Here is a 22980-nt window from a genome sequence, read left to right as displayed (position 1 = left end):
AGACAATCCATGACCTTCCTTTTCAATTCGGATGCCCGCCGCGGTCATATCTTCCAGGAGGCCTTCGCCCGCGAGCTGCCGGATGTCCCCTTTTCCATGGATCCGGCGTCCGTTGACCCTGATGCCGTGCGGTATCTGATCACCTGGACCGTCCCGGACGACTTGCCGCGCTACCGCAATCTGGAAGTGCTGTTTTCTATCGGCGCCGGCATCGACCAATTCTATGCGGCTGAGATCCCCGCTCACGTAAAAGTCGTCCGGATGGTCGAAGACGGCATCACCCGCATGATGCAGGAATATGTGACGCTTGGCGTCCTCGTGCTCCACCGCAATCTGCCGGCCTATCTCAACCAGCAGCGCCGTCAGATCTGGAGTGCCTTGCCGCAGGTTCAGGCAAGCGAATGCCGCATCGGCGTGCTGGGGCTCGGAAACCTCGGGCAGGCCGTGCTTGAAAGGCTGAAACCGTTCGGCTTTGTGCTTTCAGGCTGGAGCCGCCATCAACGCGAACTGGAAGGCGTTGCCTGTTTTGCCGGCGAAGCAGGACTCGAGATTATGCTTTCCATGGCCGATATCCTGATCTGCCTTCTGCCGCTGACCGACGAGACCCGCGGTTTTCTCAACGCCGAACTCTTCGAGAAGCTGCCGCAGGGTGCGGGTCTCGTGCATGTCGGCCGCGGACCGCAGCTCGTTCCGGAAGATCTCCTGGCCGCGCTCGACAGCGGTCGGCTTGCCGGTGTCGTGATCGATGTAACCGATCCCGAACCGCTGCCCGCCGGACATCCGTTCTGGAACCACGACCGCATTCTGCTGACGCCGCATGTCGCAAGCGTCACCCAGCCTCACAGTGCCGCGCGCGCCGTCATCGACAATATCAAGAGGATCCAGGCGGGCTTGGACCCGCTCGGCCTCGTCGATCGCCGCCGCGGCTACTGATCGCCAACTCGAAAGGAAACCGATGTCCCTCCTGAAGACGATTGATCCCAACCCCTCCTTCGCGCCGCGCGAAAACGTCGTCGCTCCCGAACGGCTGATCTCCGGCGATCCGAAGCTCAAGACCTGGGCACAGGATAGCGCCCGCAACGAGACGGTGCACACCGGCGTATGGGAGGCCACACCCGGTGTCAGCCGTTCGATCAAGGGTGAAACCTTCGAATTCTGCCACATCCTCTCCGGTGTCGTCGAACTGACGCCGGAAGGCGGCGAACCCGTCGTCTATAGGGCGGGTGACAGCTTCGTCATGAAGCCGGGCTTCGTCGGAACCTGGAAGACGATCGAGACGGTCCGCAAGATCTACGTGACCGTTACCCCTTGAACTTTCCCGCCTCGGCGCAGCCGTCAGGCGCCGCATCCGGCCCGGCCAAAGATTACGCTGCCGGACCGCCCCAAAACAGGTTTTTCCGCCGTGGCAGCCGATGCGATCGGACCAAGCTACTTCGCCGATCCTATAGCATCTCGGTAAATTGACCGGAGGTATCATTATGGACCTGAGCTTCGATCCCGACAGTCTTTCACTTCCCGTCGGACATTTTATCGGCGGCAACTTCCGTGCTGCGGACGGGGTCATTCCGATGCACCGTCCCTCCGATGGCAAGGCCTATGCCGAATGCCCGGTCGCGGACGCCTCCGTTGTCGATCAGGCTGTACAGACGGCCAAGGCCGCGTTGAAGGAAAGCAACTGGGGTGGCGTGCGCCCGCGCGAGCGCCTGAACGTGCTTCATCGCTGGGCCGATCTCATCGAAGAGGAGGCCGAAAGGCTGGCCCGGCTGGAAGCGGTCGCTTCGACGCGGCCCGTAGGCCAGCTTGTCGAGGGCGACATCGCGATTTCGGCAGAGCAGATCCGCTTCTTTGCCGAATTCGCCGACAAGGAAGGCAGCGATCTCGTGCCGACCGACGACGGCAATCTCGGCATGATCATGACCGAGCCCTATGGGGTGGTGGGCGCTATCACGCCCTGGAATTTTCCGGTCAACATGGCCGCCTGGAAACTCGCACCGGCGCTGGCCGCCGGAAACGCCGTTGTCCTGAAGCCGTCCGAAATGACGCCGTTTTCATCCATCTATTTGGCTCAGCTCGCCGTGCGTGCCGGCCTTCCGGCCGGCCTGATCAATGTGGTGCTGGGTGATGGCGCAACGACCGGCCAAGCGATGACTGGCCATCCCAATATCGCCAAGATCAGCTTTACCGGCTCGACCCGAGCTGGATCGGCCATCATGGAGAACATCGCCCGCACAGGCGTCAAGCCGATGACGCTTGAGCTTGGCGGCAAGAGCCCCCAGATCGTCTTTGCCGATGCGGACCTCGACAAGGCCGCCGCGGCCGTCGCGGCCAGCATCATCGGCAATGCCGGCCAGGCCTGCGTGGCCGGATCGCGGCTGATCGTCGAGAAAAGGATAGCGGCCGAACTGATCGAGGCCATCCGGAATCGGATGAGGGGCGTTGTCCCCGGTCCTACCTGGGATGCCGCAAGCCGCTACTCCCCCATCATTTCGGAAAAGCAGAGACAGCGTATCGATGCGATCGTCTCCGCCACTGTCGAAGCCGGCGGAGAATGCCTTGCAGGCGGCACGCGCATGGACGCACCGGGCTATTTCTACGCTCCGACACTGATAGCCGGGGTCGATCGGAATTCTCCGGCCATCATCGAGGAGATCTTCGGCCCGGTGCTGACGCTCCAGACATTCGACGACGAAGAGGAAGCCCTGCAGCTTGCCGACCATCCGAGCTATGGGCTCGCCGCAGGCCTCTTCACCCGCGACCTCTCGCGCGCCATCCGGCTGACCCGCCGTCTGCAAGCCGGCACCATCTGGGTCAACCGCTATAGCCGCTCACGCGACCACATCCTGCCGACCGGTGGCTACAAGCAGTCCGGTATCGGCAAGGATCTCGGCCGGGAGGCATTCCAGGCCAATCGCAAGAGCAAGAGCGTTTTGATCAGTCTTTGAGGACACTGAACATGAAAACCTACAAGATCGCATTGATCCCGGGTGACGGCATCGGTCGCGACATGACCGCCGCCGCTTGGTCGGTTCTGCAAAAGGCGGCAGGCGCCGGCAGCTTCACGCTCGACGGCACTGAATTTCCTTGGTCCTGCGCCTTCTACAAGGAAACCGGCATCATGATGCCCGCCGATGGCATCGAGGCGCTGCGCGGTTTCGATGCCATCCTGCTCGGAGCCGTCGGCTGGCCGGCCGAGGTGCCGGATTCGGTGTCTCTGCACGGACTGCTGCTGCCGATCCGCAAGAACTTCGTGCAATATGCCAACATTCGCCCGCACCGCCTGCTGCCAGGTGTCCAGGGGCCGCTCAAGGCTACCGCCTTCGACATTCTCTGCATTCGCGAAAATACCGAGGGCGAATATTCCGGCGCCGGCGGCCGCATTCATCAGGGCACATCAGACGAAGTCGCGGTCGAGACGTCGATCTTCACTCGCAAGGGTGTCGAACGCATCCTGCGTTTCGCCTTCGAGCAGGCAAGGACCCGGCGCGGCAAGCTCGCTTCGGTGACGAAATCCAATGCCCAGAAGCATTCGATGGTCTTCTGGGACGAAATTACCCGGCAGCTCGCGCAGGATTATCCGGATGTCGAGGTCACGAGCTATCACATCGATGCCATGGCGGCCCGCATGGTGATGGCGCCGGAAAGCCTTGACGTGGTCGTCGCATCCAACCTCTTCGGCGACATCCTCACGGATCTCGGCGCAGCGATCCAGGGCGGTCTCGGTTTCGCGGCATCGGCCAATATCAACCCGGAGCGGAGCGCTCCCTCGATGTTCGAACCCGTGCATGGGTCAGCGCCCGATATTGCCCATCTCGGCATCGCCAACCCGATCGCAACTGTGTGGTCCGGCGCCATGATGCTCGAGCATCTGGGCGAGCGGGCCGCGGCAAATGCCGTCATGGCGGCGATCGAGGCGACAACCGCAAGCGGCATCGGCACGGTCCCGGGCAAAGACCGGACCGACGCGATCACGGCCGCGTTGCTCGCAGCAATCTGAAGTCTCATCGAGGATCCGAACGTGCAAAATCTGAAATTGTCATCCCTGTTCCGTGAGCAGGCACTGATCGGTGGCGACTGGCTTTCCGCCCGTTCGGGCAAGACGGTTGCCGTTGTCGATCCGGCCACGCAGGCCGTCATCGGAACCGTGCCGGACATGGGCGGCGATGAGACCCGCGCGGCAATCGAAGCCGCCGAGGCAGCCTATGGCCCCTGGAAGAAGCGCACCCATGCAGAGCGCGCGGCGCGGCTCGAAGCCTGGCATGATCTGATGCTCGAGCATATCGATGATCTCGCGCTGATCCTGACGGTCGAACAGGGCAAGCCGCTTGATGAAGCCCGTGGCGAAATCCGCTATGGCGCCTCCTTCGTCAAATGGTTCGCCGAAGAAGCCCGCCGCATCGGCGGCCAGACCATTCCCTCGCCGACACCAGACCGCCGCATCGTTGTGCTCAAGGAGCCTGTCGGCGTTTGCGGCATCATCACACCCTGGAATTTCCCGAATGCGATGATCACGCGCAAGCTTGCGCCGGCGCTTGCGGCCGGCTGCACGGTCGTGGTGAAGCCCTCCGAATTCACCCCCTACTCGGCCCTGGCGCTCGGCGTGCTTGCAGAAATGGCTGGGATACCAGCCGGGATCATCAATATCGTCACCGGCATGCCATCCGAGATCGGCGCTGAGATTCTTGCCAACCCGACCGTGCGCAAGATTTCCTTCACCGGCTCTACACCCGTCGGCTCGCTGCTGATGCGCGGAGCAGCCAGCAGCATCAAGCGGCTTTCCCTGGAGCTCGGCGGCAATGCTCCCTTCATCGTCTTCGACGACGCGGATCTCGACCTTGCGGTGGAGGGAGCGATCGTCTCCAAGTTCCGCAACGGCGGTCAGACCTGCGTTTGCGCCAACCGCATCCTGGTCCAGGCCGGCGTCTACGATGCTTTCGCCAAGAAGCTAGCCGCCCGCGTCGATGCCATGAAGGTCGGTCCGGGCACCGAAGCCGGCGTTGCGATCGGTCCGATGATCAACGAGGCGGCGATCGCCAAGATCAACCGCCATGTCGGCGATGCGCTTTCAAAGGGCGCAACGATCGTCACAGCCAGGCGAGACCTGCCGGCCGGTCCGCAATATACCGCGCCGATCGTCCTGACCGGGGCCACCACCGGCATGCAACTCGCCGCCGAGGAGACCTTCGGACCGGTCGCGCCGCTCTTCCGCTTCGAGACGGAAGAAGAGGCGATCGCTATTGCCAATGGCACGCCATACGGGCTTGCGGCCTATTTCTACACCGAGAGCCTGAAGCGCGCATGGAGAGTGGGCGAAGCGCTCGAATTCGGCATGGTTGGCCTCAATACCGGCTTGATCTCCACCGAAGTTGCACCGTTCGGCGGCGTCAAGCAATCGGGCCTCGGGCGCGAAGGCTCGCAGCTCGGCATTGAGGAGTATCTGGAAACAAAGGCCTTCCATATCGGCGGCCTCAACTGAGTTGTCGCGTCTCAGACTGAAAAGGGGTCGCAAACGCGATCCCTTTCTTTTTGCGTTGATGATGTCGTCAAAGCCCGCCGTCGGCCGATATCACTGAAATCTGTCGAGCGTCTTGTAATACAGGCCGACCAAGGGCAGGAACCACGGCTTGCCGAAATGGCCGGGAACGGCCGGCCAATCGAGCCCCTTGAGCGGATTGCGATCGGGTCTTCCCAGGATCGCATCGGCAATCGTCATGCCGAGATGCGTGGAAAGCTGCGCGCCGTGACCGGAATAGCCCATGGCGTACCAGATGCCGTCATGATACCCGGCACGCGGATAGCGATCCTTGGTAATATCGACGAGACCGCCCCAGCAGTAATCGATCTCGACCCCGGCGAGCTGGGGAAATATGCGGGCGAGGCTTTCGCGAAGGATCGCGCCGCTCCTGGCGTCGGAGCGCTGGTCCGACGTCGCGGAGAAGCGGGCACGCCCTCCGAAGATCAGCCGGTTGTCGGGTGACAGGCGCCAGTAGTTGCCGATGTTCATCGTGTTCACGCAAGTGCGGTTGCCCGGCATTGCCGAGGCAACTTCTCCGTCCGTCAACGGCCGGGTCGCGACGATGAAACTGCCGACCGCCATGATCCGGCGGCGGAAGTAACTGAAATTGGCTGTCGTATAAGCGCCGGTCGCGATCATGACCTGATCTGCCGTAACGGTGCCTTTGCTGGTCTTCAGCACGTGCCTGCCGCCGGCCTGGCTGCGTTCCGTCACGGCGGCGCCTTCCACGATGACCGCGCCGCGTCTCCTTGCCGCCTCGGCCAAACCGACGACATAGCGGCCCATATGCATCATGGCGCTCTTCTTCGAGAGCATCGCGCCATGAAACGGCGAACCGATCTCATCCTTGAGATCGGTGGCGGACAGCAGCGCGGTATCGGGATCGACTTCGGCATGCACCGCCTCGAAATTCCTGGCCAGGCCCTCGAAATGCTGCGGCTTGGAGGCAAGCTTCAGCTTGCCCGCGCGACGGAAATTGCAGTCGATCCCTTCTTCCGCGATGATAGTTGCGAGCGTGTCGATCGAAGCGTCCAACGCATGATAGAGCGCGATGGCCCGCTCCTTGCCCAACTCCGCCTTTGCCGCAATGTAACTATGCGCCAGGCCATTGTTCAGATGGCCGCCATTGCGCCCGGACGCCCCGAAACCGACGGTCTCGGCCTCCAGAACCAGGACCTTCGCGCCAGCGATAGCGAGCTGGCGGGCAGCGCCAAGCCCGGTGAAGCCGCCACCCACGACGACGACGTCATAGTGGCCTTCGATCGGGCCGGCAGCCGCACCCTCGAAGCGTGGCGCCGTATCGTGCCAATAGGAGGAATATTTCATCTGGCTGCCCTTTCTCAGAGCCCCACGACGCCGGGCAGACCGGAAATGTCGGCGATCTCGACATAGCCGTAATAGGGATTGGCGGGTTCGTGGCCACGATTGACCCAGACCTTGTTCTTGATGCCGAGGTCATGAGCCGACATGAGGTCATAGCGGAAGGAAGACGAGCAGTGCAGGATGTCCTCCGGGCCGCAGCCCAGCATGTCGAACATATATTCGAAGGCCTGGAAGCGAGGCTTATAGGCATTGGCCTGCTCTGCCGTGTAGACGGCATGGAAGGGCGCGCCGAGCTTTGCGACATTTGACATGATCTGGCTATTCATCGCGTTCGACAGGATGACGAGCGGAATTTCCTTCGCCACCTTGGCAAGGCCCACCGGAACGTCGGCATGCGGCCCCCAGGTGGGGACGCGCTCGTAAACCATCCTGGCGTCTTCTTCCTTGAAAGCGACAGCGTTGCGCTTGCAGGTCCGCTCGAGCGAATTATGCACGACTTCCGCGTAAGGCTTCCAGTCCCCCATGATCTCGTCGAGCCGGTAGGCAGCGAAATTCTTGATGAACTGCAGCATGGCCTGTTCATCGAGACGATCGCCATAAAGGTCACGGGCAGCTTCCGCCATCTGGAAATTGGTCAGCGTGCCGTAGCAATCGAAGGTAATATATTTCGGGCGGAAGGTGGCCATGCGCTTCGTCCTTACGTGCTGCCCCTCGAGGCGATTGGTGGAGAACACGATAATAGGATTGCTTTCGGCGCGTGAGCCCACTGATTTTGCGCGGTTCGGAGCAGAAAGTTTCGTATAGCGGCGTCCGTTTGGCATTTGCTTGCAGGGACGACCGGCGAAGACGCCTTTCGCTCCCACTTTCGCGACCGCCGTCGGCAAGGTGACGGCATAACATGCGGCAAGGGTAAGCAGCTACGGCGAAAGATACCGTCAAGGACATCGCCTTCAGAGAATCTTCCGGCACCGACGCTCCGACACTTGGACAAAAGAAATGCGAGGAGCGCCATGCAGGAGCGACAGATAGAAATCAGGCCTTTCGGTCCCGAACATTTGGACGCTGCCGTCCGCCTGTCGCAGGAGGCCGGCTGGCCTCATCGCCCGGAGGATTGGAAAGTCGCCCTGGACCTCAGCAAAGGTGTCGTTGCGATCGCCGCTGATGACGAGGTCGTCGGCACCACGCTCCTGACACCTTACGAAACGGACTGCGCCACGATCAACATGGTGATCGTCGCTGCAAGCATGCGCGGGCGCGGGCTGGGACGCCGTCTCATGGAGGCCGTCTTGGCTCTCGCGGATAATCGCCCCCTGCGTCTCATCGCGACGGCCGATGGCCTGCCCCTCTATGAAAAGCTGGGCTTTCGCCAGACCGGCGCCGTCGTTCAACACCAAGGTCCTGTCACGCCAACCGAAAAACGGGGAAATACCGAAGTAGCGACCAACGCCGATATCGCGGCCATTACAGCGCTCGACCGCGAAGCTTTCGGCGCTGACCGCTCCGCTCTTATCGCGCGATTTGCGGATCTGGGTGAATTCGCAATCATCCGCCGCAACGGTAAAGTCACCGCCTTCGCCTGCCTTCGTCCCTTCGGCCGAGGCGAGGTCGTGGGACCGGTCGTCGCCCCGGACATCGAAGATGCGAAATCGCTGCTGTCCCACTTCATGAGCCGGAAAACCGGCGCGTTCCTGCGTGTCGACACCGGCGCGGAAACCGGTCTTGGGCCATGGCTCGCCCGCCATTCGCTTGTCCATGTCGGTGGCGGCATCACCATGGCGAACCCCGTTATCAAGCGCAGCAATTCCTCGACCGTCACCACTTTCGCCCTCGCCAACCAGGCACTCGGCTGATTCGGAGAAGAACATGTACAGCAATTCCCTCATCGAGCTCGACCGCGCCCATCTGGTGCATCCGGTCGCCTCCTATCGCGGCCATGAGCAGCAAGGCGTGCGGGTGCTTTCATCCGCCAAGGGAGCGACGATCACCGATGCTCAGGGCCGGCAGTTGATAGATGGTTTCGCGGGACTTTGGTGCGTCAACGCCGGCTACGGTCACGAAACGATCGTGGAGGCGGCGGCCCGCCAGATGCGCGAGCTTCCCTATGCGACGGCCTATTTCGGCCTTGGCTGCGAATCGGCCATCCGCCTTGCCGCCGAGCTCGCCGAACGTGCCCCCGGCGACCTCGACCACATCTATTTCACGCTAGGCGGCTCGGATGCCATCGACAGTACCGTCCGCTTCATCCGGTACTATTGGTTTGCGCGCGGCGAACCGCAGCGCGACCAGTTCATCTCGATCGAGCAGGGCTATCACGGCTCTTCGACGGTCGGCGCCGGGCTGACCGCCCTGCCCAGTTTCCACGCCGGCTTCGGCGTTCCGCTCGACTGGCAGCACAAGATTCCGTCGCCCTATCCTTATCGCAATCCCGTTGGACAGGATGCGAACGCCATCATCCAGGCTTCGCTTGCGGCACTCAGGGCGAAGGTCGAGGCGATCGGAGCAAACCGTGTCGCGGCCTTCTATGCCGAACCGATTCAGGGTTCGGGCGGCGTGATCGTCCCGCCGAAGGGATGGATGAAGGCCATGCGGGATCTCTGCAAGGAGCTCGACATTCTTTTCGTCGCCGACGAAGTGATTACCGGCTTCGGCCGGACAGGTCCGCTTTTTGCCTGTTCCGAAGACGAGATCGTTCCCGATTTCATTACCGCGGCGAAGGGGCTCACCTCCGGCTATGTCCCGATGGGCGCCGTCTTCATGGCGGATCACGTCTATCAGGTCATTGCCGATGGAGCAGGAAACTCCGCCGTTGGACACGGCTACACCTATTCCGCCCATCCCGTCAGCGCGGCAGTCGGCTTGGAAGTATTGAAGCTTTACGAAGCCGGCCTGCTCGAGAACGGCAGAAAGGCCGGCGCGAGGCTGATGGCCGGCCTCGAAAGCTTGAGGGACCATCCCCTGGTGGGCGACGTCCGCGGTCGCGGCATGCTGGCTGCGATCGAGCTGGTCGTGAATAAGGCCGCAAAGACGCCGCTGCCTGTGGAGGCTCAGCCGTCGCGCCGGATTTTCGACCGGGCCTGGGAAAACGGCCTGGTGGTCCGCGCCTTCGCCAACGGAGTTTTGGGGTATGCCCCGCCGCTTTGCTGTACGGACGCCGATATCGACGCGATTATCGAACGAACGGAAAGGACGCTTGATCAGACGCTCGAAGATCCCGACGTCCGCCGGGCGCTCAAGGACTGAACCGGCCAATGGCCAGGACCGATATACCGCGAGCAGGCGTTTTTCAGAATTTTGTGCCGCATCGCTAGTCCGATTCGGCGCAAACGGCGCGGTCGAAGTGCCAAACTTGTCTTCAATGAAGGTCCATCCCGGCAAATTCGGGAGCGTCAGAGAACAAACGGACCTGGGAACAGCATATTCTTCCGCAAGGCGGCCGCCCGGTGCCGCCAGCAAGCAGACTGGGGTAAGACATGACCAAGTCATTGGCAGAATTCAAATATATGAGCTTCGATGTCGTCGGAACGCTCATCGACTTCGAAGGCGGCCTGAAAACCTGCCTTAGCGAAATTGCGGCTGAAGCGAAGGTGACGATCGACGGCGAGGAGGCGCTGACGCTCTATCGAGCCGCGCGCTACGCCGACGATGCGGATCTGTTTCCCGACGACCTCGTGCGCGTCTATCTCGCCATCGCACCGAAACTCGGTTTGCCGGCCGATGAGGCCTGCGGTCGGCGCCTGCGCGATTCCGCCAGGCAATGGAAAGCCTTTCCCGACAGTGCCGAAACCCTGGCGCAGCTTGCGCGCCAATATCGGCTTATCGCCATGACGAACGCCCGTCGCTGGGCCTTCGAACATTTTTCGGCGGAGTTGGGACATCCCTTCCATGCTGCCTTCACCGCCGACGACACCGGCACCGAAAAGCCGGACCCTGCCTTCTTTCACAGGGTTTTCGATTTCGTGGCCGGCGAAAATGCCGGCAAGGACGATATTCTTCACGTCGCGCAAAGCCAGTACCACGACATCGGCGTATCACGCCGATTGGGGATGACGAACTGCTGGATTGAGCGCCGTCATGCGCAGGCCGGCTATGGCGGCACGATCGAACCGGCGGAATTCACCACGCCGGACTTCCACTTCAAATCCATGGCCGAGCTCGCCGAAGCCGTGAGGGCGCCGCAGGCGGCCTGATCAGGCAGCACCATCGTCGCATCCAACAAAAAGCAGACTGCCAACCAGAAAAAAGGGGAATGACATGAACGACAAGATCATGAACTGGACTGCCTCGGATGACGCAATGGTCGAAAATGCCATCCGTCGAGGCGCCACCCGCCGCGAACTTCTCACCATGCTTCTGGCAGGCGGCGTCGCCCTGTCGGCGGGCGGTCTGGTGGTCGGCCGGGCATCGAATGCGGTCGCGGCCACGCCCAAGTCCGGCGGCAATCTGAAAGCGGCCGGCTGGTCGTCCTCGACCGCCGACACACTCGACCCTGCCAAGGCATCCCTGTCGACGGACTACGTGCGCTGCTGTTCGCTCTACAATCGCCTGACCTTCATCGATAAGGCCGGCGTGACGCAGATGGAACTCGCCGAAAGCTTCGAAAGCAAGGACGCCAAGATCTGGACGGTCAAGCTGCGCAAAGGCGTGACATTCCACGACGGCAAGGAGCTGACGGCCGACGATGTCGTCTTCTCGCTCAAACGCCATCTCGATCCTGGCGTCGGCTCCAAGGTCGCCAAGATTGCCGCGCAGATGACCGGTTTCAAGGCTATCGACAAGTCCACGGTCGAAATCACCCTGGCCGATCCGAATGCCGACCTGCCGACCATTCTCGCCCTGCATCACTTCATGGTCGTCGCCGACGGCACGACCGACTTCTCGAAAGGCAACGGCACCGGAGCCTTCGTTCTCAAAACCTTCGATCCAGGCAACCGTTCGGTCGTGGAGAAGAACAAGAACTACTGGAAATCCGGGCAGCCCTATCTCGACTCCTTTGAATTCTTTGCGATCAGCGACGACAACGCCCGCGTCAATGCACTGCTTTCGGGCGACATTCACTACGCCGCTTCGATCAATCCACGCTCCATGAAGCTGATCGACGGCCAGTCGGGCTTTACGCTGTCGAAAACGACCAGCGGCAATTATACCAACCTCAACATGCGCCTCGACATGACGCCGGGCAACAAGAAGGACTTCGTCGATGGCATGAAGTCACTGGTCAATCGCGAGCAGATCGTCAAATCGGCCCTGCGCGGCCTTGGCGAAGTCGCCAATGACCAGCCCGTTTCTCCGGCCAATATCTATCACAACAACGATCTGAAGCCGAAGGCCTTCGATCCGGACAAGGCCAAGTTCCATTTCCAGAAGGCCGGCGTGCTCGGACAATCCATTCCGGTGATCGCCTCCGACGCAGCAACCTCGTCGATCGACATGGCGATGATCATCCAGGCGGCCGGCGCGAACATCGGCATGAAGCTCGACGTCCAGCGCGTTCCCTCCGATGGCTATTGGGATAATTACTGGCTGAAGGCACCGATCCATTTCGGCAACATCAATCCGCGCCCGACGCCCGACATTCTGTTTTCGCTTCTTTACGCTTCGAATGCACCGTGGAACGAGAGCCAGTACAAGTCGGAAAAATTCGACAAGATGCTGATCGAAGCGCGCGGCTTGCTCGATCAGGTCAAGCGCAAGCAGATCTACGCCGAAATGCAGGTGATGATTGCCGAAGAAGCCGGTACCATCATCCCGGCCTATATCTCGAATGTGGATGCGCTTTCGAGCAAGGTGCACGGATTGGAAGCCAACCCGCTCGGTGGCATGATGGGTTACGCAATGGCGGAGTATCTGTGGCTCGATGCTTAGCGGCCGCTAAACCTCCCCGGACGGCGCAAAGCCGCCCGGGGATCTCCGCTCGCGAACGCCATTCGTTTCGTTGAACGCCGCAGGAGCATTGCTTTTGAGATCCGAGGTCTCCCTACTTGTCCTAAACAGGCTCTTCATCGCGGTCATCACCTTGCTGATCGTGTCGTTTGCCGTCTTTTTCGCAACCAGCATGCTGCCGGGAGACACAGCCTCCATCCTGCTTGGCCAGGCGGCGACGCCAGAAGCGGTTGCCGGCCTGCGCAAGGCAATGCATCTCGACGAACCTGCGATCCTGCGGTTTCTGCAATGGCTTCTGGGCCTGATGAAGGGCGATCTCGGCACGTCCTACGCAAACAATATGCCTGTTGCGGAACTGATCGGCCGCCGCCTGGTGGCGACGCTGGAGCTTGCCGCCATCACGACGCTCGTCTCGGTGCCGCTTGCGCTCCTGCTTGGCATTACCTCGGCCATGCTTCGCGGTTCCTATTACGATCGTATCGTCACGATCGTGTCCATCGGTGTCATATCGGTGCCCGAATTCATGGTCGCAACGCTTGCCGTGCTGTTGTTCGCCGTCTACCTACGCTGGCTGCCGGCGCTGTCTTCCGTCAGCGAGGCGCACACGGTCTTCGATCTTCTGAAAATCTATGCGATGCCGGTCATTACGCTGACCTTCGTCATATCGGCGCAGATGATCCGCATGACACGGGCGGCTCTGATCGAGACGCTGAAGACACCCTATGTGGAAATGGCCCTGCTCAAGGGTGCCTCGCGCGGCCGCATGGTGTTCAGGCACGCATTGCCCAATGCGCTGGGGCCGATCGTCAACGCGGTCGCGCTTTCGCTCTCCTATCTCGTCGGCGGCGTGATCATCGTGGAGACCATCTTCAATTATCCGGGCATCGCCAAATTGATGGTGGACGCCGTCGCGACCCGCGATCTCCCGCTCATCCAGAGCTGCGCAATGATCTTCTGCCTTGGTTATCTCCTGCTGATCACCGTCGCCGATATCGTCGCAATCCTGTCAAATCCGAGGCTGCGATGACTACGAACAGCTTGGCTTCCCGCACCCCTTCCCTTTTCGGCTATAATGTCAGCCTCGTCGGCATCGTGGCATTCACCATCATCCTTGGCTGGACGATCGTCGCATTGTTCGCACCCTATATTACCCCATACTCCGTCGGTGATATCGTCGATACCGACTATTTCGGCCCGATAAGCCCGCAATTGTGGCTCGGCTCGGACTACCTCGGCCGCGACATGTTCTCGCGCGTTTTGATGGGCGCGCGCTATACGGTCGGCATTTCATTGGCTTCAGTCACGCTATGCTGTTTTTGCGGCGTGACGCTCGGCATGATCGCGGCCGTTGTCGGCGGATGGTTCGACACGATCCTGAGCCGGTTTCTCGATGCCCTGAATTCCATTCCAAGCAAGCTTTTCGGCCTGGTCGTCGTTGCCGCCGTCGGCTCGTCCATTCCGGTGCTGATCATCACGCTCGGCGTCATCTACACGCCCGGCGCCTATCGCTTTGCCCGCGCGCTTGCCGTCAACATCAACACGATGGATTTCATCACGGTTGCCCGCACCCGCGGTGAGCGGGTCGGCTACATTATCGGCTCGGAAATTCTTCCGAACATTATTCGCCCGGTTCTGGCGGATTTCGGTTTGCGCTTCGTCTTCGTCGTTCTCCTGTTGTCCGGTCTTTCTTTCCTCGGCCTCGGCCTGCAGCCGCCCTATGCCGACTGGGGAGCCCTGGTCCGCGAAAACATCGGCGGCCTGCCCTTCGCCGCGCCGGCCGTGATCGTGCCCTCCTTTGCCATTGCCAGCCTCACCATCAGCGTCAACCTGCTGATCGACAATCTGCCGCGCAGGATCAGGGACAGGAACGCATGACGATGACCAATCTCGTTGAAATCAAGAATCTGAAGGTCGAGGCGACGACCGACTCCGGTCGCATCGTCGAGATCATCAAGGGCGTCAGTTTCAATATCGCCAAGGGCGAGATTGTCGCGCTCATCGGCGAAAGCGGCTCGGGCAAGACGACGATCGCGCTAACGCTGATGGGGCATGCGCGCGAGGGCTGTCGCATCTCGGGCGGCACGATCGAGGTCGAGGGACAGGACATGGCCGCCCTTTCCGAAAGCGGACGTTCGAAGGTGCGCGGCACCACGGTCGCCTATATTCCGCAAAGTGCGGCCGCCGCCTTCAATCCGGCGACGAAGATTATGGAGCAGGTGATCGAGGTCACCCGCATTCACCGGCTGATGGCCCCCGAACAAGCGCGAAAGCGCGCCATCGAGCTCTTCCGGGCGCTGTCGCTGCCGAATCCTGAGACGATCGGCGAGCGATATCCGCATCAGGTCTCCGGCGGCCAGCTGCAGCGGCTGGCGGCGGCCATGGCCCTGATCGGCGAGCCCAAGCTGGTCATTTTCGACGAACCGACGACGGCACTTGATGTGACGACGCAGATCGATGTGCTGAAGGCATTCAAATCCGTCATCCGCGCCGGCGACATTGCCGGCGTCTATGTGTCACATGATCTGGCGGTCGTCGCGCAAATCGCCGACCGCATCGCCGTCCTCAAGGGCGGCGAAATCCAGGAGCTAGCGAAAACCGAAGCGATCCTGACGCGGCCGAGCCATCCCTATACGCGCGAGCTGCTGGCGGCGTTCGAGCCGAAACAGGCCATCCGCGACGGCAAAACGGATGGGACGACTGCATCTGTGCTGAGGATCGACAATCTCGTGGCGGGCTATGGCGATCTCCAGGCCAACGGCCTACCCGCGGTCTGTGCGGTTCAATCCGTCAGCCTCGAGGTCGAGAAGGGCAGGAATCTCGGCATTATCGGCGAATCCGGATGCGGTAAGTCGACGCTTGCGCGGGCGATTGCCGGCATATTGCCGGCCGTATCAGGCACGATCGGCTTCAACGGCAGCGACATGAACCGCGCCGCCAAATTGCGTTCGCGCGATCAGCTGCGGGAAATGCAGATCGTCTTTCAATATGCCGACACGGCGCTCAATCCGGCAAAATCGATCGCCGATATTCTCGAGCGGCCTTTGGTGTTTTATCATGGTATGGACCGCATGGCTCGAACGGTCAGAGTCGACGAATTGCTCGATATGGTGCGATTGCCGCGCGCGCTTCGCTATCGCTATCCATCGGAATTATCGGGCGGACAGAAGCAACGCGTGAATTTCGCCCGCGCGCTTGCCGCCGAGCCACGCTTGATCATTTGCGATGAAATCACATCCGCCCTCGACACCGTCGTTGCGGCGGCGATCATCGACTTGCTCAAGGAACTGCAGCGTGAGCTGCATTTGTCCTATATCTTCATCAGCCACGATCTTTCGGTTGTCGAGGCGATCTGCGACGAGATCGTCGTGATGTATGGCGGAAAGAAAGTGGAGCAGATCACGCGCGAAGCAGCAAATGCGCCCCGTCACCCCTATTCTCAGCTGCTGTTCGGGTCCGTTCCGAAGCTCGATCCGACCTGGCTCGACAATCTTGTGCAGGATCCGGAGCTCAAGCGCGAATATGGCCATGCCTAGCCGGACCTATCACGAAGGCGCTTCTACATGGGAAACAGGCTGGTCAACGGCATATGCGCCTTTACGATCGGCGACTTGAGCACCACGAAGCTGAAATACTTGTCGATGCCGATATCCATGTCGGTCAGGCGTTCCATGATCGTCTGATATTCTCCGATACCGGCCGTCACGAACTTCAGCATATAATCGTAGCCACCTGAGACGAGGTGGCATTCGATGACCTGATCGACCTTCTCTACCGCTGAGAGAAAACGCGCAAAGTCGATCTGCCGGTGGTTCTTGAGCGTGACTTCCGTAAATACGGTCAGTGTCTGGCCCAGTTTGCCGATATTGATCTGGGCCGAATATCCCTCGATATAGCCCTCCTGTTGCAGTTTCTTGACCCGCATCAGACAGGGGCTCGGCGACAGGTTGACCAGTTCCGCCAATTCGACATTGGTGATGCGGCCGTTCTTCTGAAGTTCGTACAGGATCTTGATGTCGATACGGTCGAGCTTCATCGGCAAATCTTTCCTTCATCAGGCGGCATTTTATGCTGCGAATTTCCGAAGATCGAGCATAACATCATGACCCGTCTTGTCTATTTCATTCTGCATGAATCGAACCAGCACAATCAACCGCTTGGTTCGTCATGAGCAGAATCTTATGCCGCTTGGCGTGGTTGTGCGGCAGCCTCATGTCCGGTCATTTCGCTATGCTGTCGGTGCGATAGGAGACCCGCATCCATGCCCGCACAGCTCACCCTTGTCGATAACTCCCCAGAATTGCCATCCTCTGCCGATGCCGTCGTCATCGGCGCCGGGATCGTCGGCGTTTTTGCGGCCTATTATCTGGCAAAGCGGGGCCTCTCGGTCGTCCTTCTCGAGAAGGGCCGCGTCGGCGCCGAGCAGTCCAGCCGCAACTGGGGCTGGTGCAGGCAGCAGAACCGCGACGCCCGCGAGCTGCCGATGGCGACGAAAAGCCTCGAGCTCTGGGACCGATTCGCGGCGGAAACAGGAGAGGAAACCGGCTTTCGCCGCTGCGGCCTCTTCTATCTGAGCAACAGCGAAGAAGAGCTTGCCGGATGGACCCGCTGGCGCGACTTTGCCCGCGGCGTCGGCGTGACCACGCATATGCTCGACAGCGCTCAGGCCAGCGAACGCGGCAAGGCGACCGGCCGCAGCTGGAAGGGCGGCGTCTTTTCCCCGACCGATGGCATTGCCGATCCCGCCAACGCCGCCCCGGCGGTCGCTCGCGCCCTGATGAAACTGGGGGGCTGCCTGCGCCAGAATTGTGCGGCGCGCGGCATAGAAACCGAAGGCGGAAAGCTCTCCGCAGTCGTGACAGAGGAAGGCACGATCAAGACCAAGATTGCCGTCCTGTCGGGCGGTGCCTGGGCTTCGTCCTTCTGCCGTCAGCTTGGTGTTCGTTTTCCGCAGGCGTCGATCCGCTCATCGATCCTTTCCGTCAGCCCCGGCGACGGCGAGCTCCCGGACGCCCTTCATACCGCCTATGTTTCCGTTACGCGCAGAGGCGACGGCGGCCATACGCTCGCAATCAGCGGGCGGGGCCGCGTCGATCCTACGCCGCAGAACATACGGTTCGGAGCACAGTTTCTGCCCATGTTCGTTCGCCGCTGGCGTGCTCTGTCCCTCGGCGGCTTCGAGGGCTTTCGCAGCGGCCACGAAAACCTGTCGCGCTGGCGCCTGGACCGGCCGACACCGATGGAGCGGATGCGTATTCTCGATCCGGCCGTCGACAAAGGCACGATCCAGCTGACCTATGACCGTGCGCGCGAATTGCTGCCTGCCATCGCAAGCCGCCGCATCACCGCAAGCTGGGCCGGCTATATCGATTCGACACCAGACGGCGTGCCCGGCATAGGCGAAATCGCAACTATTCCAGGCTTCGTGCTGGCGGCCGGTTTCAGTGGTCACGGCTTCGGAATCGGCCCGGGAGCCGGCCACCTGATCGCAGATATCGTCACCGGCGCCGCGCCTATAGTCGATCCGAGACCCTATCATCCAGACCGCTTCCTGCAATCCGCGTGGGGCAAGGTGGCCGACTTCTGAAATGGGCCGCCCGTGATAGACTTCGCCGACTATCGAACCGCACAATACGGAATTTCGTGATGCAGGCCCGTCAGCTCGAAGTCTTCTGCATGCTCATGCGATCCGGGACTGTGACCGGCGCTGCCGCCATGCTCAACATCACGCAGCCCGCGCTAAGCCAGATCCTGCTGCATGCCGAAGACCAGCTGGGGTTCAAACTCTTCAACCGCGTGCGCGGCAAGCTGGTTCCCACACGGGAAGCCGAAGAACTATATCCGGAGGCTGAGCGCATCTTCTCCGAGCTCGGAGCGCTTCGACGCCGAACGACCGACATGCGTTTTGGGCGGACCGGGCTGATCCGGATCGCCGCAACGACGCCACCCGCCATGTCGATCGTTCCCAAGGCGCTTCTCGCCTTCAGGACCACCTATCCGGACATCGTCGTCCGCTCGCTGATCGCGCCGCTGGTCAATGTCGTCGATATGATCCGCAATGGCGATGCTCCGCTCGGCATCGCCATGAACAACATCGCCCGGCCCGGCATCGATGTCGAAACGGTCGGATATGCCGAACTCATCTGTATCGTGCCGGAGGGGCATCATCTTGCCGCGCGCCATAGCATCGGCTTCGCCGATCTCCAGAACGAAACCCTGATCTCCTACCGCGCCGACACATTCCCAGGCCAGCTGCTTGCCAATGCCGCAGCGACGGAAAATCAATCGTTCAATCCCGCGATCGAGATCGATATCTCCATTACTGCCCTGCCTTTTGTCCGCAACGGCTTCGGTGTCGCGGTCGTGGACGGTTTGCTGCCATGGGAGCAGTTTCCCGGCCTCGTGCGCCGGCCGCTGCTGCCACGAAAGACGGTCCCGATCGCCCTGCTGACCAGCCGGGACCGTCCCCTGACGGGCAGCCACCTTACAATGCGCGACTATCTGCGCCAGGCCTGTGCCGGCGCGCTGAAGGATGGCCAAGCCGTGCCGGAGTAAAAGCGCGCCCATACGGTCAAGGCGAGTCCGGTCAGCTTTCGTTTATCCAGGACCCGATCGGCAGCGGACGGACAGGCGCCTGCTCGCGCAGACGACCGACCTCGCAAACCGGGATTTTCGCACGCTCCGCAATCAGCTCGGCGCCGGCGAGCTGACAAAACCGCCCCTGACACCGTCCCATGCCCACCCGCACCATCGACTTCACCCGGTTTGCTTCACCCCCAGCGTAGCCGACACTCTCGCGCAGATCGCCGGCGCTGATGCCTTCGCAGCGGCAGACCATCGTTTCATCGGGAACAGATCGGACCATGCCGGCTGGCCAGGGAAAGGCGCGGGCGATGGCGCGAGCAAAGCGTTCGTAGCGGGCGAGCCGCCGGAGATCCCGTGCCGGATCGGGATAAGGCAACCCCATATCGGCAAGACAGGCGCTTGCGGCAAGCCTTCCTGCAACTTCCGCGCCATCGGCGCCAAGAAGCCGCAAGCCATCGCCGGCAAGATAGACGCCATCGGCGGACCGGCCCATTCGATCCGCCTGCGGCAGCCATTGCGTCCAAACCGTATCGTAATCGAACCTGCATTGAGCCAGCCCGGCAAGCTGCGTTTCGGCTCTCAGATGCCAGCCGATGCCGACCATATCGCATTCGGTGTGATGGTCGCGCCCGGCAGCATCTCGCCAACGAACAGCCACGGGGCCGCTCTCCTCGCTGACGATATCCGTCAGCGTCACGCCCGCGCGATATAAGCGGCCGAGCTTCATCCGCATCGCCAGCCCCTGCAGGACCAGGACAGGCCTTGCCATCATGCCTGGAAGGGCAAGGATCTGGTTTCGAAGCGAAGAGGTATCGAGAACGGCTGCGACATTCGCTCCGGCCTTCAGAAGCTGGACCGCAACGAGGGTCAGCAGCGGCCCGGAGCCGGCCAGAACGATCCTTCGTCCCAGGGCGACGCCTTGAGCCTTCAGCGCGATCTGCGCGGCCCCGAGACTGTAGACGACGGGCGCCTGCCAGCCGGGTATCGGCACCAGCCGGTCGGTCGCACCGGTTGCGAGTATCAGCCTGTTATAGGCGAACTCCCGGCGGCCGGTGGGCGTCAGCACCTGCAGCACATTGGCGGCGAGAGCCATCGCGGAGCTTCGAGGATGGTATTCGATTTCCCCGCGCTCCACCATGCGATCGAAGAGCGAATGAAGGGCAAGGGCTTTGCCGGCTTCCGATCCGTAAAGCTGCTCGGCCGAACGGGTAAAACCCTCCGGGGGACGGCGATATATCTGACCGCCTGCCCTCATCCCTTCGTCAATGATAACGGGCCGGATACCGGCAGCCACCAGAAGCTCGGCTGCCCGTATGCCCGCTGGGCCAGCCCCGACAATCACCGTTGCCTTCTGGTCATTCGCCACCGTCATGGCCAATCCCCCGGCGCCTGGGTCATCAGGGACATGCCGTTGCAGACGATGGTCGAACAGGCGCGCAAGCGGGTTCCATCCTGCTGCCAGACCCAGCAATCCTGACAGGCTCCCATCAGGCAGAAGCCTGCCCGACCTTCCGGCCCGAATTCGGATTGCCGAAGAACCGGTGAGACAGTCAGCATGGCCGTCAGCACCGTGTCACCGGCCAAGGCTTCGCGTTCCATGCCGTCCAGCAGGAAGCGAACGGCTGCCCGCCCCTGTTCGGCGAGACGGACGATGCGCCCCGCTTCTCCGGCCGGACGCAGGTCCTGTCTCATTCGGCCGCCTCTTTGATTGAAAGACGAACCTCAGGCATTTCCGGGAACCGGGCGCGAACATCGGCAAAAGCGGCGGCGACGCCCTCATGGCCCGCGCGTCCCTTCATTCGGCGAAAAATCTCCGTCTTGGTGAAGAAGCGCCAGTGGATCGGAAGGCTGGCCAGAATATCCGTGAGCAGATTATAGGCAGCTGATGTCCACTGCGCCTCGTAACCGTCTCGCTCCTCGCCGTAATGGAAGTGGGCGGTTGGAACCGTGCGCGATGACCTGAGACGGGAGGTTTCGGCTTCGTCCACCTTGCCATTGCGGATGATGACGCCGTAGTCGCGCTCGGCAGCGGCAAGGGAAACATAGCCGCGCTCCACATCCTGCAGCACGCGCCAGTCCTCGCGCTCCAAGGGGTTTCCGCGGCCACCGCCTCCGGCCGAGCGGATCTCGAGCACGTCTCCCGGCTGCAGAACGGCGGTATCGATATTGCCGAGCCGGCGATAATCCTCGCGCCCGGGATTCAATACCATGTCGGAGAGCCCTGCCGCCTTGCCGCCGAGCAGCCCCCAGGGGCGGAAGAAGCTGCGGTCGCGGTTGCGAGCCGTGATCCGGCTTCCGGGCGCGAACACGCGGAACGCCATCTCGGTCGCAAGGCCCCCACGCCAACGGCCGGCACCGCCGCTGTCTTTGGCAAGCCCGTATTTGACGAATTCGATCGGCACTTCGGTTTCGGTGATTTCGATCGGCGTATTCTTCAGATAGGCGGCGTCGGCACCCGAACCGTTGGTCCCGTCGCGATGCGGCATCCCGCCGCCACCGCCGACTACCGGATTGACGGCGGCGATCACGCTGCGGCCCGTCCGTTCGTCCGTGGTCATGACGTTGACGATACAATTATTGCCGGCCGGCGCGGCCGGCAGCAACTCAGGAACCGCTTGGCAGAAGGCGCCGAAGATTACGGAGCGCAAGCGCGCGCAGGTGAGCGAACGCATGCCGACGGCCGCCGGCGATATTGGATTGAGAACGCTCCCCTGTGGCGCAATGCAGGTGAAGGGACGGGTCAGCCCGGTGTTGAGCAGGATCTTGGGATTCAGCGTATAGAGAACATAATAGACGCCGACCAGCAGCATGGTGTGACGCGGATCGCCGCCTGAGGGAACGTTGAGCGACGATCCAAGCTGCGGATCGGATCCGGTGAAATCGAGGATCGCCTCGTCGCCCCTGATCGTTAGCGTCAGCTTCAGCCGGCATGGATTGGCCTCGACGGAATCCTCGTCGGCATAATCGACGAATTCCCAAGTACCATCCGGCATTGCCCGCAGGATATCCCGCGCCTGCGCTTCGGCGTGCTGCACAAGCACTTCGGTTCCTTCGAGAAATGCCTGCTTGCCGAATTTTTCGACCATGGCCAGGATCTTGCGCTCACCAGTATTCAGTGCACCGACCAGCGCCTTGATGTCGCCGATATTGAGATCGGGTTTGCGGACATTCGTGGTCATGATTTTCAGAATATCGTCGTCGAAGACACCCTCATTGACCAGCTTCATCGGCGGAAAGCGAATGCCTTCCTGATGAATCTCCGTCAATGCGCGCGAAAGGGATGCCGGCACGGCACCACCCATGTCGGTGTTGTGGATGTGCCCGCCGGTCCAGGCGATGATCTCGCCGTCGTAGAAAACCGGCTTCCAGAGGTGCGTGTCCGGTGTGTGGGTAGCCACGAAGCAGGAATAGGGATCGTTGGTAAAGGCCACATCGCCCGGCTTGTAATCCCCGATCATGTCGATGGCCCGGGTATAGGTAAGCCCCGGATACCATGTCGCGCCAAGGCTCATCGGGACGCCGAAGGTTTCGCCTTTGCGATTGATCAGCATGACGGTGAAATCCTCCGTCTCCTTGACGAAGGCCGAATGCGCCGTCCGCTGCAGCGTATAGGCCATGTTTTCGGCGGCAGCCCTGGTATGGTTGGCAAACACTTGAAGGTTCGAACGGTCGAACATGGGCCA

20 protein-coding genes are annotated in these 22980 nt (G+C 61.5%); 14 read left to right on the top strand and 6 right to left on the bottom strand.

Features of this window, described 5'->3' with window-relative positions:
• The first annotated feature begins 9 nt into the window (after positions 1 to 9).
• The 5 genes from Q4Q11_RS18680 to Q4Q11_RS18660 all read left to right on the top strand — a co-directional run bounded on the left by Q4Q11_RS18680 (position 10) and on the right by Q4Q11_RS18660 (position 5473).
• Positions 10 to 933, top strand: coding sequence for a 2-hydroxyacid dehydrogenase (locus Q4Q11_RS18680; RefSeq protein WP_498570450.1), 924 nt, complete (start codon positions 10 to 12; stop codon positions 931 to 933).
• A gap of 22 nt (positions 934 to 955) precedes the next feature.
• Positions 956 to 1312, top strand: coding sequence for a cupin domain-containing protein (locus tag Q4Q11_RS18675; protein WP_498570449.1), 357 nt, complete (start codon positions 956 to 958; stop codon positions 1310 to 1312).
• Positions 1313 to 1478: 166 nt separating this feature from the next.
• Complete coding sequence (locus tag Q4Q11_RS18670; RefSeq protein WP_498570448.1) at positions 1479 to 2942, top strand: aldehyde dehydrogenase family protein; 1464 nt, start codon at positions 1479 to 1481, stop codon at positions 2940 to 2942.
• An 11-nt stretch (positions 2943 to 2953) separates the two neighbouring features.
• Positions 2954 to 3994 (top strand): tartrate dehydrogenase, encoded by a 1041-nt coding sequence (locus Q4Q11_RS18665; protein ID WP_498570447.1) that lies wholly within the window; start codon positions 2954 to 2956, stop codon positions 3992 to 3994.
• Positions 3995 to 4015: 21 nt separating this feature from the next.
• Entirely contained in the window at positions 4016 to 5473 is a 1458-nt protein-coding gene (locus Q4Q11_RS18660; protein ID WP_498570446.1) for an NAD-dependent succinate-semialdehyde dehydrogenase, read from the top strand.
• Between the two features lie 90 nt (positions 5474 to 5563).
• Here the strand turns inward: Q4Q11_RS18660 and Q4Q11_RS18655 are convergent, their stop codons facing one another.
• Both Q4Q11_RS18655 and Q4Q11_RS18650 read right to left on the bottom strand, forming a co-directional pair.
• Positions 5564 to 6838: an NAD(P)/FAD-dependent oxidoreductase gene (locus tag Q4Q11_RS18655; RefSeq protein ID WP_498570445.1), complete on the bottom strand. Its 1275-nt coding sequence runs from the start codon at positions 6836 to 6838 to the stop codon at positions 5564 to 5566.
• 14 nt (positions 6839 to 6852) lie between these two features.
• Positions 6853 to 7521: a haloacid dehalogenase type II gene (locus tag Q4Q11_RS18650; protein WP_113214670.1), complete on the bottom strand. Its 669-nt coding sequence runs from the start codon at positions 7519 to 7521 to the stop codon at positions 6853 to 6855.
• A 324-nt stretch (positions 7522 to 7845) separates the two neighbouring features.
• Here Q4Q11_RS18650 and Q4Q11_RS18645 point away from each other — a divergent pair, with 324 nt between their 5' ends.
• From Q4Q11_RS18645 to Q4Q11_RS18615, 7 genes are all read left to right on the top strand, one after another.
• On the top strand, positions 7846 to 8685 hold the full coding sequence (locus tag Q4Q11_RS18645; RefSeq protein WP_498570444.1) for a GNAT family N-acetyltransferase: 840 nt from the start codon (positions 7846 to 7848) through the stop codon (positions 8683 to 8685).
• A 13-nt stretch (positions 8686 to 8698) separates the two neighbouring features.
• Positions 8699 to 10075, top strand: coding sequence for an aspartate aminotransferase family protein (locus Q4Q11_RS18640; protein WP_498570443.1), 1377 nt, complete (start codon positions 8699 to 8701; stop codon positions 10073 to 10075).
• 230 nt (positions 10076 to 10305) lie between these two features.
• A complete protein-coding gene (locus tag Q4Q11_RS18635; RefSeq protein WP_498570442.1) occupies positions 10306 to 11022 on the top strand; it encodes an HAD-IA family hydrolase in 717 nt (238 codons plus the stop codon).
• 64 nt (positions 11023 to 11086) lie between these two features.
• Positions 11087 to 12697, top strand: a complete 1611-nt coding sequence (locus Q4Q11_RS18630; protein WP_498570441.1) for an ABC transporter substrate-binding protein — start codon at positions 11087 to 11089, stop codon at positions 12695 to 12697.
• 94 nt (positions 12698 to 12791) lie between these two features.
• A complete protein-coding gene (locus Q4Q11_RS18625) occupies positions 12792 to 13742 on the top strand; it encodes an ABC transporter permease (protein ID WP_112509426.1) in 951 nt (316 codons plus the stop codon).
• Positions 13739 to 14590 carry an ABC transporter permease gene (locus Q4Q11_RS18620; protein WP_112509428.1) on the top strand — a complete coding sequence of 284 codons (852 nt, stop codon included), beginning with the start codon at positions 13739 to 13741 and terminating at the stop codon, positions 14588 to 14590. The genes Q4Q11_RS18625 and Q4Q11_RS18620 overlap by 4 nt, the downstream gene beginning before the upstream one ends.
• 2 nt (positions 14591 to 14592) lie before the next feature.
• Positions 14593 to 16248 carry an ABC transporter ATP-binding protein gene (locus Q4Q11_RS18615; RefSeq protein ID WP_498570440.1) on the top strand — a complete coding sequence of 552 codons (1656 nt, stop codon included), beginning with the start codon at positions 14593 to 14595 and terminating at the stop codon, positions 16246 to 16248.
• 23 nt (positions 16249 to 16271) lie between these two features.
• On the opposite strand, the gene Q4Q11_RS18610 is transcribed toward Q4Q11_RS18615, so the two are convergent.
• Positions 16272 to 16748 (bottom strand): Lrp/AsnC family transcriptional regulator, encoded by a 477-nt coding sequence (locus Q4Q11_RS18610; RefSeq protein WP_004112095.1) that lies wholly within the window; start codon positions 16746 to 16748, stop codon positions 16272 to 16274.
• 225 nt (positions 16749 to 16973) lie between these two features.
• Between Q4Q11_RS18610 and Q4Q11_RS18605 the strand changes: the two genes are divergently transcribed.
• Together Q4Q11_RS18605 and Q4Q11_RS18600 are read left to right on the top strand one after the other, a co-directional pair.
• On the top strand, positions 16974 to 18299 hold the full coding sequence (locus tag Q4Q11_RS18605; protein WP_498570439.1) for an NAD(P)/FAD-dependent oxidoreductase: 1326 nt from the start codon (positions 16974 to 16976) through the stop codon (positions 18297 to 18299).
• 59 nt (positions 18300 to 18358) lie between these two features.
• Positions 18359 to 19267, top strand: a complete 909-nt coding sequence (locus tag Q4Q11_RS18600) for a LysR family transcriptional regulator (protein ID WP_498570438.1) — start codon at positions 18359 to 18361, stop codon at positions 19265 to 19267.
• Between the two features lie 31 nt (positions 19268 to 19298).
• Here Q4Q11_RS18600 and Q4Q11_RS18595 read toward each other — a convergent pair whose 3' ends face one another.
• Genes Q4Q11_RS18595 through Q4Q11_RS18585 form a run of 3 tightly spaced genes read right to left on the bottom strand, consistent with a single transcriptional unit; the run spans position 19299 to position 22974 of the window.
• A complete protein-coding gene (locus Q4Q11_RS18595) occupies positions 19299 to 20669 on the bottom strand; it encodes an FAD/NAD(P)-dependent oxidoreductase (protein WP_498570437.1) in 1371 nt (456 codons plus the stop codon).
• The gene (locus Q4Q11_RS18590) at positions 20666 to 20989 is read right to left on the bottom strand and encodes a (2Fe-2S)-binding protein (RefSeq protein ID WP_498570436.1); all 324 of its coding nucleotides are present in this window, start codon (positions 20987 to 20989) and stop codon (positions 20666 to 20668) included. Before Q4Q11_RS18590 ends, Q4Q11_RS18595 begins: the two co-directional genes overlap by 4 nt.
• Positions 20986 to 22974: a hydantoinase B/oxoprolinase family protein gene (locus Q4Q11_RS18585; RefSeq protein ID WP_498570454.1), complete on the bottom strand. Its 1989-nt coding sequence runs from the start codon at positions 22972 to 22974 to the stop codon at positions 20986 to 20988. The genes Q4Q11_RS18590 and Q4Q11_RS18585 overlap by 4 nt, the downstream gene beginning before the upstream one ends.
• Positions 22975 to 22980: the final 6 nt, after the last annotated feature.

The sequence above is a fragment of the Rhizobium sp. UFLA01-1127 genome (assembly GCF_059803845.1).
Note: the sequence above shows the minus strand (reverse complement) of the source record. Positions and strands in the feature narration are given on the sequence as shown.